8 protein-coding genes, 2 tRNA genes and 2 pseudogenes (1 of these 12 only partly in view) are annotated in these 14,655 nt (G+C 62.0%); 2 read left to right on the top strand and 10 right to left on the bottom strand.

Going from position 1 to position 14,655, the window contains the following annotated elements:
- A protein-coding gene (gene groL / locus QZ613_RS02835) for a chaperonin GroEL (RefSeq protein ID WP_043567786.1) crosses the window boundary here: on the top strand, positions 1 to 1,490 show its 3' portion. It extends 172 nt beyond the left edge of the window; only the last 1,490 of its 1,662 coding nucleotides appear in the window; the start codon falls outside the window, past its left edge; its stop codon occupies positions 1,488 to 1,490.
- A gap of 311 nt (positions 1,491 to 1,801) precedes the next feature.
- Here the strand turns inward: groL and QZ613_RS02830 are convergent, their stop codons facing one another.
- The 9 genes and pseudogenes from QZ613_RS02830 to QZ613_RS02790 form a co-directional block, all read right to left on the bottom strand.
- Positions 1,802 to 3,709, bottom strand: a complete 1,908-nt coding sequence (locus QZ613_RS02830) for a SurA N-terminal domain-containing protein (RefSeq protein WP_291863702.1) — start codon at positions 3,707 to 3,709, stop codon at positions 1,802 to 1,804.
- Positions 3,710 to 3,784: 75 nt separating this feature from the next.
- Positions 3,785 to 3,861 (bottom strand) — tRNA-Asp (locus QZ613_RS02825).
- A 26-nt stretch (positions 3,862 to 3,887) separates the two neighbouring features.
- Positions 3,888 to 3,963: transfer RNA gene (locus tag QZ613_RS02820), tRNA-Val, on the bottom strand.
- A gap of 159 nt (positions 3,964 to 4,122) precedes the next feature.
- A complete protein-coding gene (gene lon / locus QZ613_RS02815; RefSeq protein WP_043567788.1) occupies positions 4,123 to 6,555 on the bottom strand; it encodes an endopeptidase La in 2,433 nt (810 codons plus the stop codon).
- An 83-nt stretch (positions 6,556 to 6,638) separates the two neighbouring features.
- Positions 6,639 to 7,910 (bottom strand): ATP-dependent Clp protease ATP-binding subunit ClpX, encoded by a 1,272-nt coding sequence (gene clpX / locus QZ613_RS02810; protein WP_043567789.1) that lies wholly within the window; start codon positions 7,908 to 7,910, stop codon positions 6,639 to 6,641.
- A gap of 58 nt (positions 7,911 to 7,968) precedes the next feature.
- Positions 7,969 to 8,550, bottom strand: a pseudogene (clpP, locus tag QZ613_RS02805) (ATP-dependent Clp endopeptidase proteolytic subunit ClpP); the annotation flags it as partial.
- 80 nt (positions 8,551 to 8,630) lie between these two features.
- A pseudogene (gene tig, locus QZ613_RS02800) lies at positions 8,631 to 9,981 on the bottom strand (trigger factor).
- Positions 9,982 to 10,415: 434 nt separating this feature from the next.
- Positions 10,416 to 11,339 (bottom strand): hypothetical protein, encoded by a 924-nt coding sequence (locus tag QZ613_RS02795; protein ID WP_291863707.1) that lies wholly within the window; start codon positions 11,337 to 11,339, stop codon positions 10,416 to 10,418.
- Between the two features lie 161 nt (positions 11,340 to 11,500).
- Positions 11,501 to 12,898, bottom strand: a complete 1,398-nt coding sequence (locus tag QZ613_RS02790) for a sodium:solute symporter (RefSeq protein ID WP_043567794.1) — start codon at positions 12,896 to 12,898, stop codon at positions 11,501 to 11,503.
- Positions 12,899 to 13,018: 120 nt separating this feature from the next.
- On the opposite strand from QZ613_RS02790, the gene QZ613_RS02785 reads away from it, so the two are divergent.
- Positions 13,019 to 13,612 (top strand): VTT domain-containing protein, encoded by a 594-nt coding sequence (locus QZ613_RS02785; RefSeq protein WP_291863709.1) that lies wholly within the window; start codon positions 13,019 to 13,021, stop codon positions 13,610 to 13,612.
- On the opposite strand, the gene QZ613_RS02780 is transcribed toward QZ613_RS02785, so the two are convergent.
- Positions 13,609 to 14,652: an alpha/beta fold hydrolase gene (locus QZ613_RS02780; RefSeq protein ID WP_291863711.1), complete on the bottom strand. Its 1,044-nt coding sequence runs from the start codon at positions 14,650 to 14,652 to the stop codon at positions 13,609 to 13,611. The two genes, QZ613_RS02785 and QZ613_RS02780, sit on opposite strands and share 4 nt — an antisense overlap.
- Positions 14,653 to 14,655: the final 3 nt, after the last annotated feature.

The following is a 14,655-nucleotide window of genomic DNA, read 5'->3' as shown; positions in this document are numbered from 1 at the left end:
AGGAAATCGAACTCAAAGACAAGTTCGCCAACATGGGCGCCCAGATGCTCAAGGAAGTCGCCTCCAAGACTTCCGACATCGCCGGTGACGGCACGACCACCGCGACCGTTCTGGCCCAGTCGATCGTCCGTGAAGGCATGAAGTTCGTCGCCGCCGGCATGAATCCGATGGACCTCAAGCGCGGCATCGACAAGGCCGTAACGGCAACCGTCGAGGAACTGAAGAACCTCTCCAAGCCCTGCTCGACGAACAAGGAAATCGCTCAGGTCGGTGCAATCTCGGCCAACGCTGATGTCGACATCGGGGACATCATCGCCCGAGCGATGGATAAGGTCGGCAAGGAAGGGGTAATCACAGTCGAAGATGGCAAGTCGCTGAACAACGAGCTTGATGTGGTCGAGGGCATGCAGTTTGACCGCGGCTACCTGAGCCCCTATTTCATCAACAACAACGAAAAGCAGAACGCCATCCTCGAGAACCCGTATGTGCTGATCTTCGACAAGAAGATCTCCAACATCCGTGACCTGCTGCCGATTCTCGAACAGGTTGCCAAAGCCAGCCGTCCGCTGCTCATCGTCGCCGAAGACGTCGACGGTGAAGCCCTCGCCACGCTGGTGGTCAATAACATCCGCGGCATCCTGAAAACCTGTGCCGTCAAGGCGCCTGGCTTCGGCGACCGTCGCAAAGCCATGCTCGAAGACATCGCCATCCTGACCGGTGGCCAGGTGATTGCCGAAGAAGTCGGCCTGACACTCGAGAAGGCAACCCTCGAAGAACTCGGCCAAGCCAAGCGCATCGAAATCGGCAAGGAAGACACGACGATCATCGATGGCGCCGGCGCTTCGACCAGCATCGAAGCTCGCGTCAAACAGATCCGTGCGCAGATCGAGACCGCGACCAGCGACTACGACAAGGAAAAGCTGCAGGAACGTGTCGCCAAGCTCGCTGGCGGTGTTGCCCTGATCAAGGTCGGTGCGGCCACCGAAGTGGAAATGAAAGAGAAGAAGGCGCGCGTCGAAGATGCGCTGCACGCCACTCGCGCTGCCGTTGAAGAAGGCATCGTTCCCGGTGGTGGCGTCGCGCTGTTGCGTGCTCGCAGCGCTCTGGCTTCGGTCAAGAGCGATAACCACGACCAGGAAGCCGGTATCAAGATCGTGCTGCGCGCCCTCGAACAACCGCTGCGTGAAATCGTCGCCAACGCCGGCGAAGAGCCTTCCGTCGTGGTCAACGCAGTGCTTCAGGGCACCGGCAACTTTGGCTACAACGCAGCCACCGGTGAGTATGGCGACCTCGTTGAAATGGGCGTCCTCGACCCGACCAAGGTAACCCGTACCGCGCTGCAGAACGCCGCTTCGATCGCCGGCCTGATGCTGACTACCGACTGTATGGTCGCCGAACTGGCTGAAGAGAAGCCGGCCATGGGCGGCGGCATGGGTGGCGGCATGGGTGGCATGGGTGGCATGGGTGGCATGGGCGGCATGGACATGTAAGTCCTGCCCGAGTTTGACCGCTCAACAAAAAACCCCCGCTTTGGCGGGGTTTTTTTTTCTCCGCGCATCCCCTGTCGGGAATTGACCACGTGGCAATCCCCGTGGCACTCGCTGACTGAATAACCGCATGCAACTCGCCTGCGTGGAGAACACCCTCCTCGGTAGACGCTGCTATCGACTCCGGCAATTGGCTCAGGGAGACAACGCGTCAGCCGACAGCGAGCACGCCGCCGCCTCGCCTCTATCGGGACCGGCAGCCGAGAAAGGAGCCCCGCCGACGCACAGCCCTCACCCGAGTCGATGCGGTCGACTTAGCGCTCCTTGCTGTCCAGCGCCGCCTTGTTGATATCGATCTTGTAGCGCGAGCGCAAACCGGCGAGATAGGCGGCAAAATCCTCTTGGCCAAGAATGGTGCTGTATTCGCGCTGGAGAGCGTCGCGGCGCTGTTTATCGACCGTTGCCGGCTGTCCGACCTTGATGATCTTGTAGAGCGCGTAGGTCCCGCCAGCGACTTCGGCGCCGACATAGGCTGGCAGATTGTTGACGTTCGCCCGGAAGATCGCCTGCAGAGCCGCTGCCGGCAACTGCTGCCCTTCGAGCCGTGAGACGCTCTTGACCGGGCCCCAGTCAGCCTTGCTCTCGGTACCCGCCTGCAGAGCGGCGAGCCTGGCCTCACCCGCCTGGCGGGCGAGCGCTGCCGCTTGTTGCTCTTTCAGAGCGGCTTCGATGCCTGCCTTTACTTCGGCAAAAGGCCTGCTGCTCGCGGCTTGATAGGCGGCTACGCGGGCCGACAGCAGCACGTTTGGTGCAACTTCGATGGCTTCCGTATTGCGCTTGTTCTTCAGCGAATCAGCCGAAAACAGGGCCGTCAGAACCTTCTGGTTACCGAGCTGGCCGAGGGTGGCCAGCGCTTGCGGATTCGGATCGCGCGGCAACCAGCCCGAATGCTGCATCTTCAGGTCGAATTTTTCGACCACTGGCTGCAAACTGTCAGGCTGCTCATAGACCATGTTGCTGAACGCCTCGGCGGCTTCGGCGAACTGCCGCGACGCTGTCTGGCGCTTCAGTTCGTCCTCGAGTTCCGGGCGCACTTCGGCCAGCGGGCGTTGAGCGCCCGCTTTCGTCGCCGTCAGCTTGATGATGTGAAAGCCGAACTCCGAGCGCACGACACCGGAGATTTCGCCTTCCTGCAGTTTGAAAACCGATTCTTCGAACGGCTTGACCATCATTCCGCGACCAAAGAAACCGAGATCGCCCCCCTTTTCGGCAGACCCCGGATCCTGCGAATACTGCTTGGCCAGTTCGGCAAACTTGCCTGGCGCCTCCTGAAGTTCCCGGCGAATGCCGTCGGCCTTGGCCTTGGCTTTCTCCTCGTCCTGATTTGCATCGACCAGAATCAGAATGTGGCTGGCCCGGCGCTCTTCGGCCCGCTGGTATCTATCCTTGTGGCTTTCGTACCAGGCGCTCACTTCAGCATCGCTGACCGTCAGCTTGTCCATCAGTGCTTGCAGAGACAAGACGACGTAATCCGCCTTCGCCTGCTCGGCGATTTCAAAACGTTTCGGATTCTCCTGGTAGTACTTCTCGACCGCCGCAGTATCGATTTTTACCTGGGCAGCGAACTGCTCCGGGGAGAAACGCAGCTCGCTGACCTGGCGCTCCTCGGATTGAATCCGCAGCATCTCGTCGGTCATCGCACTGCCAACGATGCCGGTATCGCCAATCGCCGCCACCAACTGCTGCAAGGTGAGGTCCTGACGCAGCTGCGCCTCGAACTGCGGCTGCGACATGCCCTGCGCCGCCAGCGCGGCCTGATAGCGAGCCATCGAGAACTGCCCGTCGTCCTGCAAAGCCGGAATCTTGCTGATCACCTCGCGCAGCGCGTTGTCGCCGGCAACAAGCCGCCCCTTGGCAGCTTCGAGGAGCAAGAGACGTTGGTCCACCAGCGCGTTCAAGACTGACAGACGTGCTTCCGGCGTATTCACCGCCGCCGCGTCGAACGTTTCGCCCATTGCCTGCCGCAGGCGATCCTGCTGCACCCGCCATGCCTGGTCAAACTGTTGCATGGTGATCTTGGAGTCCCCGACGCTGGCCAGATCCGTGCCCGCGCCGGTATCGCGAACGTACGAGTCGATACCCCAGAAAGCAAATGGCAAGGTGATCAGGGCAAGAAATACCTGGACGACTCTCTTGTTGTTGCGAACGGCATCGAAGATCATGGCTGTGGCCCGCTAACTCATTGAAATATTGTCGAGGAAACAAAAAAGGCGAACTTTCGTTCGCCCTCTTGGCAATGGCGGAGTGGACGGGACTCGAACCCGCGACCCCCGGCGTGACAGGCCGGTATTCTAACCAACTGAACTACCACTCCCAATCGCTGCAGAACCACCCTGCCGGTGGTGGGTGCTGACGGGCTCGAACCGCCGACATCCAGCTTGTAAGGCTAGCGCTCTACCAACTGAGCTAAGCACCCGTCGTATGATCCAAGCAAAGAAGCGCGAGTTTATCGCATCCATCGTCACTTGGCCAGACCACATTGCTGAGGGCGCAGCGCTTGCGCGCCGGGTCAGGAAGGCAGGAGAGGCACAGAAAGAACCGACCTCCAGCTCTCCCGCCCGGCGTCCGCGTCGACTCAGTGCGTGAGTACCGCCTGCACCGATGGAGTCGTGCCCTCGGACGCCGTTCCGGCGACCGCCGGCGTTGGCGTCGGCGCCGCCTCGCCGGACAACGGCTCCGGCTTGCGTTCGAGCGCGTGCGCCAGGACCTGGTCGATCCACCTGACCGGGATGATCTCCAGCTTGTTCTTGATGTTGTCCGGGATCTCGGCCAAGTCCCTGACGTTTTCCTCGGGGATCAGGACCCGCGCCAGGCCGCCGCGGACCGCCGCCAGGAGTTTCTCCTTGAGACCGCCGATCGGCAGTACCTCGCCGCGCAGAGTGATCTCGCCGGTCATCGCCACATCGCAGCACACCGGAATACCGGTGAGCACGGAAACCAGCGCCGTGCAGATCCCGACGCCGGCGGACGGGCCATCCTTGGGAATTGCGCCTTCCGGCAGATGAATGTGAATGTCGCTCTTCTGATAGAAGTCGTGATCGATGCCCAGCGATCCGGCGCGCTTGCGCACGACCGACACTGCCGCCTGCACCGACTCCTGCATCACCTCACCAAGCTTGCCGGTGGTCGTCGTCTTGCCCTTGCCGGGCAAGACCACCGACTCGATGGTCAGCAATTCGCCACCAACTTCGGTCCACGCCAATCCAGTCACCTGGCCAACCTGATTCTCACGCTCGGCAACGCCGTAGTTGAAGCGTCGAACGCCGAGGAACTTGTCGAGGTTACGCGCGGTGACGGCGACTTTCTGCTGACTCCTTCTGAGCAGCAGAGTCTTCACCACCTTGCGACAGATCTTCGAAATGTCGCGCTCGAGCGATCGCACCCCTGCTTCACGCGTGTAGTAGCGAACGATGTCACGTAGCGCGCTCTCGGCGACGGTCAACTCGCCGGCTCGCAGCCCATTGGTCTTGATCTGCTTGGGTAGCAGGTAACGCTGCGCAATGTTGACCTTCTCATCCTCGGTGTAACCCGACAGCCGGATCACTTCCATGCGATCCAGCAAGGGCGCCGGGATATTCAGGGTGTTGGCCGTGGCGACGAACATTACTTCCGACAGGTCGTACTCGACCTCGACATAGTGATCGACGAAAGTCGAATTCTGCTCCGGATCGAGCACCTCAAGCAGCGCCGAACTCGGATCACCGCGGAAATCCTGCCCCATCTTGTCGACTTCGTCGAGCAGGAAAAGCGGGTTCTTGACGCCGATCTTGCTCATATTCTGCAGGATCTTGCCCGGCATAGAGCCGATGTAGGTCCGCCGATGGCCGCGGATTTCAGCCTCATCGCGAACGCCACCGAGACTCATGCGCACGAATTTGCGGCCTGTTGCCCGCGCTATCGACTGCCCGAGCGACGTCTTGCCCACGCCGGGAGGCCCAACCAGGCAGAGAATCGGCGCCTTGAGGCGGTCGACGCGCTGCTGCACCGCGAGATACTCGATGATCCGTTCCTTGACCTTTTCGAGGCCCCAGTGATCGGTGTCGAGTATCTTTCCCGCTGCCGCCAGATCCTTGCTGGTCCGCGTCCTTTTGCGCCACGGCAGCCCGATCAGCGTTTCGATGAAGTTGCGTACGACCGTTGCTTCGGCCGACATCGGCGACATCAGCTTGAGCTTCCTGAGTTCGGACTGCGCCTTGGCGAGCCCTTCCTTGCCCATTCCGGCAAGCTTGACCTTCTTCTCCAGGTCCTCCATGTCGGCGCCTTCTTCACCCTCGCCGAGTTCCTTCTGGATCGCCTTGACCTGCTCGTTGAGGTAATACTCGCGCTGGCTTTTTTCCATCTGGCGCTTGACGCGCCCGCGGATCCGCTTCTCGACCTGCAGGATATCGATCTCCGCCTCGAGTTGCGTCAGCAGCCGCTCGATGCGCGCGCGGATATCGAACATCTCGAGCACTTCCTGCTTCTGCTCGAGTTTCAAGGGCAGGTGCGCGGCAATGGTGTCGGCGAGGCGGCCAGCCTCTTCAATGCCCGCGATGGAGGTCAGGATCTCCGGCGGAATCTTCTTGTTGAGTTTGACGTATTGGTCGAACTGAGCGATCACGGCGCGGCGCAGCGCCTCAACCTCATGGTTGACGCCGTCATCAGCGACCACCGAGCGCGAGCTCGCGAAGAACATCTCGTCACGCGATTCAACGGCCTCCAGGCGCGCGCGCTGGGCGCCTTCGACCAGCACCTTGACGGTCCCGTCGGGAAGTTTCAGCATCTGCAGGATATTGGCCACGCAGCCAATGTCGTACAGGTCGTCGGCTTCCGGTTCGTCCTTGACCGCGGACTTCTGGGCAACCAGCAGGATACTCTTGCCGGCCTCCATCGCCACTTCCAGAGCCTTTATCGACTTTGGCCGCCCGACGAAGAGCGGAATAACCATGTGCGGAAAAACCACCACGTCGCGCAGAGGCAACAGCGGCAGTTCTATTGGCTGGGTAGCCAACTTCGGGGTTGCAGACATCGATTATGCCCTTAAGGTTGAGGTTCGTGCCTTGAGATGGTGGCGCGGACCCGTATTTCAAGCCGCAGGCCGCGGCCAGGACATCAGTTGCCGCCAGAAACCTTGGGTTGACCCGCATAAATGAGGATTGGCTGAGCATCGCCGACGATGGCATTCTCGTCGATAACGACCTCTGAGACATTGTCCATACCGGGAAGTTCGTACATCGTATCGAGCAGAACGGACTCGAGGATCGAGCGCAGACCGCGCGCGCCGGTTTTCCTTTGCAGGGCTTTTTTGGCGATCGCCATCATCGCTGCCGGGCGGATTTCGAGCCCTACGCCTTCCATTGCGAAGAGCTTCTGATACTGCTTGACCAGCGCGTTTTTGGGCTCGACGAGAATCTCCACCAGCGCTGCCGCCGACAGCTCCTCAAGCGTGGCAACGACTGGCAGGCGCCCAATCAACTCGGGAATCAGACCGAACTTGATCAAGTCCTCCGGCTCGACGCTACGCAGCACCTCGCCGATCGCCTTCTTGTTGTCCTTGCTCTTCACCTCTGCGCCAAAGCCGATTCCGCCGCGCTCCGAACGATCGCGGATGACCTTTTCGAGCCCGTCGAATGCGCCGCCACAGACAAACAGGATGTTCGTCGTGTCGACCTGCACGAAGTCCTGGTTCGGATGCTTGCGCCCACCCTGTGGCGGCACCGAAGCCACCGTGCCTTCAATCAGCTTGAGCAGCGCCTGCTGCACGCCTTCTCCGGACACGTCGCGGGTAATCGACGGATTGTCGGACTTGCGCGAAATCTTGTCGATTTCGTCGATGTAGACGATGCCACGCTGCGCCTTGTCGGTGTCGTAATCGGCCTTTTGCAGCAGTTTCTGAATGATGTTCTCGACGTCCTCGCCGACGTAGCCGGCCTCGGTCAGCGTCGTCGCATCAGCCATCACGAACGGCACGTCAAGCATCCGCGCCAGTGTCTGCGCGAGCAGGGTCTTGCCCGACCCGGTAGGACCGATGAGCAGGATGTTGCTCTTGGCAAGCTCGACCTCGTCGTTGCTCTTGCCGTGATGACGCAGGCGCTTGTAGTGGTTGTAAACGGCCACCGACAGTATGCGCTTCGCCTGGTCCTGACCGATCACGTACTGATCAAGGAGAGCCGCGATTTCCTTCGGGGTCGGCAGTTCGCCATCACTGCCCTTGCCGCCTTGCTCACCGGCAATCTCATCGCGGACAATGTCGTTGCAGAGCTCTATACACTCGTCACAGATGAACACTGACGGCCCGGCAATCAGCTTCTTTACTTCGTGCTGACTCTTGCCACAGAACGAGCAGTAGAGCAGCTTCTCACTGCCACTTTTCTTTTCTGACATCTCGACCTACCTCACTGTCAATCCATGTGGACACGGTTGGACACGGCCCGGAGCGAGCTCAAGCCCCCTCCCGATTGGCCAGCACCTTGTCGATCAGACCATATTCTGCCGCTTCCTGCGCCGAAAGGAAATTATCACGGTCCGTGTCGCGTTCAATACGCTCGATGGCCTGGCCGCTGTGGTGTGCCATCAACTCGTTGAGTTTGGCGCGCAGCGCGAGGATTTCCTTGGCGTGAATCGCAATATCCGAAGCCTGCCCCTGGAAGCCGCCCATCGGCTGGTGAATCATCACCCGCGAATTCGGCAAGGCGAAGCGTTTTCCGTGCGCGCCAGCGGTGAGCAGAAACGCCCCCATCGAGCACGCCTGCCCCATGCACAGGGTCGACACTTCCGGCTTGATGAACTGCATGGTGTCGTAGATCGACAAGCCAGCGGACACCGAACCACCCGGTGAATTGATGTAGAAATGGATATCCTTGTCGGGATTCTCCGCCTCCAGAAAAAGCAGCTGCGCCACCACCAGATTGGCGGTCACATCATTCACCGGTCCGACCAGGAAGATGACGCGTTCCTTGAGCAAGCGCGAATAGATGTCGTAAGCGCGTTCGCCACGACCACTCTGCTCGATCACCATCGGGACCAGGCCCAGCGCCTGCGGATCCCAGTTGATGCCGTGGTCCATTCTCATTTCGGCTCCTCCGCTTCGAGAGTTCTGCGTTTTCAGGACGGCTGCCCCATCAATTCGGCGAAGGCGACCGGCTTGTCGACCACTGTCCACGGCGGCCATCATCCAGGCCACCACATTGGCTTCGATGGCCGCGCTCTCGAAGTCCCCCAGGCGCTCGCGTTGCGCATAGTACCAGCGGACGACTTCCTCCGGATGTTCGTAGCTCTGCGCGGCATCCTCGACCAGCGCCCGCACCTGCTCCGGCTTCGCCTGCAGTTCGTTCTGCTTGACGATCTCGGCCAGCAGCAGGCCGAGCCGGACCCGGCGCGTCGCCTGATCGACGAACCATTCGCGCTGCATCGGCAGATCCTTGACCTTCATTCCCCGCTGCTCCATGTCCTGGCGCGCCAGTTCCTGCAAACGCTCGATCTCGCGATCGATCAGCGCCCCAGGCACGTCGACCGGATGCGCCTCGAGCAGCGAATCCATCACCTGTCCCGTAATCCTCGCCTGCAGGCGCTTCTTCACCTCGCGCTTGAGATTGGCCTCGATTTCCGCCCGCATCTTGACCAGGTCGCCATCTTCCACGCCGAGCGCCTTGGCGAAGTCAGCATCGACTTCCGGCAGATGCGGTTCGCCGACTTCCTTGACCGTGACCTCGAAGGTCACCGTCTGGCCGGCCAGTTCCTTGGAGAAATACTCGCTCGGAAAAGTCATTTCGAAGGACTTGCTTTCGCCCGGGCTGGTACCGATCACGGCATTCTCGAAGTCAGCCAACATCTTGCCTTCGCCGAGAACAAACTGATAATCCTGGCCCTGCCCGCCCTGAAAAGGCACGCCATCTTTCTTGCCGAGAAAGTCGATGCTTACCCGGTCGCCGCTTGCCGCCGCGCGATCAACGGGCTCAAAGCTCACCCGCTGTTTGCGCAGGATTTCGATCGTGCCGTCGACCTCGGTCGGTCCAACTTCAAGGACCGGACGCTCGACCTTCATGTCCGCCAGCTCTTTGACGGTGATCTCCGGAAAGACCTCGAAGACTGCCGAGAACTCCATGTGCGTTGTACTGCCGCTGTTCCTCGCCTCGATCTTCGGGCTGCCGGCAACACGCAACTGCTGCTTCGTCACCTCCTCGCTGAACAGGCTCCCGAGCGCCTCGCTAAGCGCATCATGGCGAGCCTGGTCGCCGTATTGCTGGCGAATGATATTGGCCGGCACCTTGCCGGGGCGAAAGCCGGGCATCTTCATGTTCTTGCCGAGGCGCTTCAGACGCTGATCGACTTCCTTGTCGAGGTCGGCGAGAGCGATCGACAGGTCAAGACGACGCTCAAGCGGGTTTACGGCTGCTGGTGCGGCGGCGGCGCCAGTATCGGCGACTGCGTCAGTGTTAGCGGCGTTCGTTTCCATTAAGAATCCTTGTGGTACGTGCTGAAAGGTGTATGTGTCCTGGCTCGGCCAAAAGAACCCACGCCTCCGGACATTGCGGCTCTAAGCTGCCAGACCGAAGAGGCAGAAACCATTCTGGCTTTACGTCGCCGCTCAGCAACACGAGCGTTGACGATGCAAGCGGTCTCGATGAGCGTTCGCCAATCCCCGCAGCGGACGAATACGCCATCGGGAAAGTGCCCGCGCTTCGGTTTCGCATTCGCGCCCGCGCTGTCACTTCACCGCGTCGCATACGAAAAGCACACGATTCTACAGCAATAATTAAAGGGTCGAAACCTGTGGCGTGGTGGAGTAGGCAGTGGAAGAGCTGCGGAGCTGGCGGGGCACGAGGTGGATGATCCCCGGACAGCGACTACCCGAGGCAAGTACGCAAGACTGCAAGCGGCTCCCCGCCGTCAACGGCCCTCGCCCCGTCCGGGCTTCTCCCGGATGGGCTTTTCCTGATTAAGCGGCTCCTGGCGATTGTAGAAACGCAGCCCCTCCTGTTCGAACTTTTTCTCCCATTGGTCAAAGGGCTGCGCCGGCGGTGGCTTCGGCTTCTCGACCGGCCGCGACTCGGGCAGCGGCACCGGCCTTGGTCGGTATACGGGCCCATAGCCTGGAGCGAAACCTGGCGCGTAGCCCGGTCCGTAACCAGGCCCTTGCCACGGCCGCTGATAGCCGCCAGAAGCATAGCGCAGGATGAAAGTCACCGGCGCCGCCCTTTCGAGCACCACGCCGTTGCGGTCGACGATCGTCGCGTCAAGTTGGTGGCGCTGATTGGGTGGCGGCAGCACATCGCCCCAGAACTCGGGAGGAATGGTGAATTCGCTGGCGGTAAAGCGTTGCGCGACCGGCTGCCCGTTGATGCTGACCATGATCGCGTGCCCGGCGCCAAGTTGCAGCGCCGGCTCGACGGCGACGCGCACGTCGAAGAGTGCGGTATTGGCGAGGACGCTGCCGTTGTCCTCTGGCGAGACGATGCGGAAGCTGCGATAGGCGGGTCCTCCTGGCGTCGGTCTGGCGGGCTCGTCCGGTCTCCGCCTGACGCTGGTGTCACCGGTCGGTACCGGCTCGACGACGTTGATCGGCGGCAAGGTCAGCGCCTTTCCACCCGGCTGCGGCTTGTCCGAATACACCGGACTGCCAGCGCCGCGGCTGACGAAGACATCCTGTTCCCCCGCCAGAGAAGGAAGCGCCGAGAGCAGGCCGAGCATCACCACCAGAGCGAGCACCCCCAGCAACTGAAGCGCCTGCAGGCAAGCGCGGGCCGGCCGGCAAGTGTAGCGATCGATCACCTCGACTGGGGCAGTGATTACCGGGAACGTGGGCTGTGGCATCGGGAAATCGTCGCGTGGCCGAAAGACGCACTCAGTATCGACCCACCCTGCGGGTCTGGCAAGATTCCCTCGCCTGTTCGAGCCACCACCATCGTCCATCACCCGCCTGGCCAACGACCGGCCCACCCGCAGGCGCCCGATTCATCGGGCGAAAGACGAGCTCACGCCGCGTCCTCGCAACGTCCCATGCGTCTGCTGGGCAACAGCAAGGGCAGAAAGAACGCTGCCGAGCAAAGAGCCAGGCCGTAGACGTTGGTGCCGAGCAGGACGGCGTATTTGCCGTCGCCGATCGCCCAGCTCGCCGGGATCAGCTGCGTCGCCTGTAGGATGCCGAGCAGCATGCCGCTCCAGAAAGCGAGATGGAAGGACAGCGGCGAGTAGCCGACCCAGCGCGAGAAGAGGAAGATCGGCGCCAGGCCGATGACCATCGTGCCGCTGATCGTCGTCGCCTTGAGGATGTCCGTGCCGGCAAGCATCGGCAGGTTGCCGAGCAGGGCAAAGACGACCATTGTCAGCGCGCCGACACGTACCGCGCGCGGCAGTGGCTCGCGTCCGGCGAGCATCGGCAACTCCTGGGCGACCGACTTCGACAGCGACGAGAAGGTCGAGTCGAGGGTCGAAGCGGCGGACGAGATCATCACCGCGATCATCGCCAAGAAGCCGGCGAAACCCAGGCCGCGGGCGACATCGGCGGGGACGTTGCTGCCCGCGGCAAGGCCTTCGAGACGCGCATGCACGCCGACCAGACTGAAGGCGACAATGCACACGAAACCGAGAACGCCGGCGACGATGAAGGCGCGCAACATGCCCTTCTCGTCCGAGATGAAGCCGCGATCGGTGAGCACCGGGTCGTGGAAAGGGTACGAGAAAACCTGTAGCAAGGCGACCAGCAGCAGGTCGACGCCACCGGCGAGCGTGAAGCTGCCTTCGCTCAACAGCTGCGTCGGCGTGTGCGCCGGCAGCACGATGGCCACGACGACACCCAGGAAGAGCAGGAAGACGACGGCCTGGACGACGTCGGTGAAGATCGAACTGCGCAGGCCGCCCTTCAGACTGTAGAAGAGCACCACGGCGGTGAACAGCAGTGCGGCGCCGACGAACGCCGCCGACCCCGACTCGCCGTAGTAGCCGCCGACGACGGCGGTATTGCTCCACACCTCGTTGAACAGGCGAACGAGAATCGCCAGCGAAAAGGCCAGCGCCGCGCCGCGGCCATATTTTCCGACCAGGAACGAGACCAGCCCGGTCGCTCCCTCGCGCGTGCGCAGGCGGTATATCACTACCCCGGCGAGCGGAATCGACAGCCAGTAGGTCGCGTAGGCGAGGCCGCCGACGATTCCGTAGGTGGCGCCGAGGTTGGCCGCGTTGGTCACCGACTTGGCGAAGATCCAGCTGATGAAAACGCTCATCATCAAGGCCCACTCCGAAGGCGCGCGACCCTGCGCGTCGTGCCCACGGAAAAAGCCGGCGGCGTCGCTGCTGCGTGGTGAGATGAGGTACATCACGGCGCCGAACAGGAGCAGGAAACCCCAGAAGAATAGTCCATGCAGCTCGTTCATCTTGGTGTTCTCGCGTTGAAGGGAGTAGAAGGATGGTTTTCGCCGATGGCAATGCTACTGTCGTCACTTGCCGGCGATGGCTTACAGTCGGACCAAAGTATTTTTTCGACAACCAAAGTCATGAAATTCATCCACCCGATGCTGACGCAGCGCTCGATCCCCTGGCCGCGCCTGTTGGCCGTGGCCCTGTTTCTCGCCGTGCTCTTCGCCGGCTTCGAGCTATCCGGGCTGCGCGACCACTTCAGCCTGCAATTCCTGCGCGACCAGTTCCTCCACAACAGGCTCAACGGAGTACTGATCTTCGTCGCGTTGTTCGCACTCGGCAACCTGATCCAGATTCCGGGGTGGATTTTCCTCGCCGCCGCGGTGCTCGCGCTTGGCCGCGTCTGGGGCGGCGCGCTCACTTACCTTGCCGCGTGCCTGTCGTGCGCGCTCACCTTCGTCAGCATCCGCCTGCTCGGCGGCGATGCCTTGCGCCAGTTGAACAGCCGCGTCGCGAACCGCTTGCTGGCGCAGCTCGACGCCCGCCCGATCCGCAGCATGGTCTTCCTGCGAGTGCTGTTCCAGACCGTGCCGGCGCTCAACTACGCACTGGCCCTGTCGGGAGTGCGCTTTCGTGAGTACATGATCGCCACGCTTCTCGGCCTGCCGTTGCCGATTGCCCTCTACTGCCTGTTCTTCGACTTCCTGGCCCAGCTGTTGCGGCTGAGCTAAGCGTCCCGGTCTTCGCCTTCACTCGCCGCCCTGGCTGCCCTCGCCGCCCTGATCGCACGCGGCTGCGTCTGCTCGAGCACCGCCAGAAGGGCCTGGATCACACGTGGCGAAAAGAGCATCGCCAGGTGGCCTACGCCGTTGATCGTCTGGCTCTGCGCGCCCGGCAGTTCCAGCCTTTCCGCCGGCAGGACGAAATTGTCGTGCGGACTGTAGATGGCCACCGTGCCGACCGCCGCCGGCGGACTGGCGAGCGCCTGCAGCCAGGCGCTGTTCGGCCTCATCTCGCGGCCGTTGGCGCCGAAGCCGAGGCGCGCCAGCTCGCTGCCCTGATGCGGCGTACCGAGGGTCACCAGGCGGGCGACGCGCGCGTCACCGTAGCGCTGCAGGTAGGCACGCGAGACCAGCCCGCCCATGCTGTGGCCGACCAGGATCAGGCGTTCGGCACCGGTCGCGGCGAGAACGGCGTCGATACGGCGGGCGACCGGATCGACGTAGTTGTCGATGCTCGTGTAGATCGGTTCGAGACTGATCGTCGCCACCGTCCAGCCGGCGGCTTCGAGGTGCGCGCGCAGCCACCACCAGGCACCGCGCGAACAACCGTAACCGTGAATCAGCAACACCGGTAGCTGACGGTCATCGCCTTCACCGACTGGCGCGGGCAGCGGCCGCAGGCGATCGTCGCCCATCCACCAGCGCTCGAAGGGAAACAGGATCAGGAAGCTGACGACGAAACTGAGATACTCGCCGAGCACCATCCGTATCACCTCGGCGATCGTCAGCCGCGGTGGCGGCGAATGCGAGGAGACTGAAAAATGCGGCGGACACTCCGCCTGCCCCCCTTGCGCGTGCTCCGCCGGCGGCGAACGATGGACCCAGGAATAGCCGTAGGTCACCGCGATGATCAGCGCGCGCAACGCAAGCATGCTGAGCAGCGCGAGCGGGATGGCGGTGGCCAACGAGACGTCGCACACGCTCATCGCCAGAACGACGTAGAACGCTATTTCCAGCGCATGCGAGAGGCGAAGGGCGCGTGCGAGCATGGC

The organism is Candidatus Accumulibacter sp. ACC005, from assembly GCF_907163215.1.
Taxonomy (GTDB): Bacteria; Pseudomonadota; Gammaproteobacteria; order Burkholderiales; family Rhodocyclaceae; genus Accumulibacter; species Accumulibacter regalis.
Note: the sequence above shows the minus strand (reverse complement) of the source record. Positions and strands in the feature narration are given on the sequence as shown.

Coding starts and splice junctions, on each gene's coding strand:
- QZ613_RS02830 (WP_291863702.1), bottom strand. CDS start 3,709: ATGATCTTCGATGCCGTTCGCAACAACAAGAGAGTCGTCCAGGTATTT.
- lon (WP_043567788.1), bottom strand. CDS start 6,555: ATGTCTGCAACCCCGAAGTTGGCTACCCAGCCAATAGAACTGCCGCTG.
- clpX (WP_043567789.1), bottom strand. CDS start 7,910: ATGTCAGAAAAGAAAAGTGGCAGTGAGAAGCTGCTCTACTGCTCGTTC.
- QZ613_RS02795 (WP_291863707.1), bottom strand. CDS start 11,339: ATGCCACAGCCCACGTTCCCGGTAATCACTGCCCCAGTCGAGGTGATC.
- QZ613_RS02790 (WP_043567794.1), bottom strand. CDS start 12,898: ATGAACGAGCTGCATGGACTATTCTTCTGGGGTTTCCTGCTCCTGTTC.
- QZ613_RS02785 (WP_291863709.1), top strand. CDS start 13,019: ATGAAATTCATCCACCCGATGCTGACGCAGCGCTCGATCCCCTGGCCG.
- QZ613_RS02780 (WP_291863711.1), bottom strand. CDS start 14,652: ATGCTCGCACGCGCCCTTCGCCTCTCGCATGCGCTGGAAATAGCGTTC.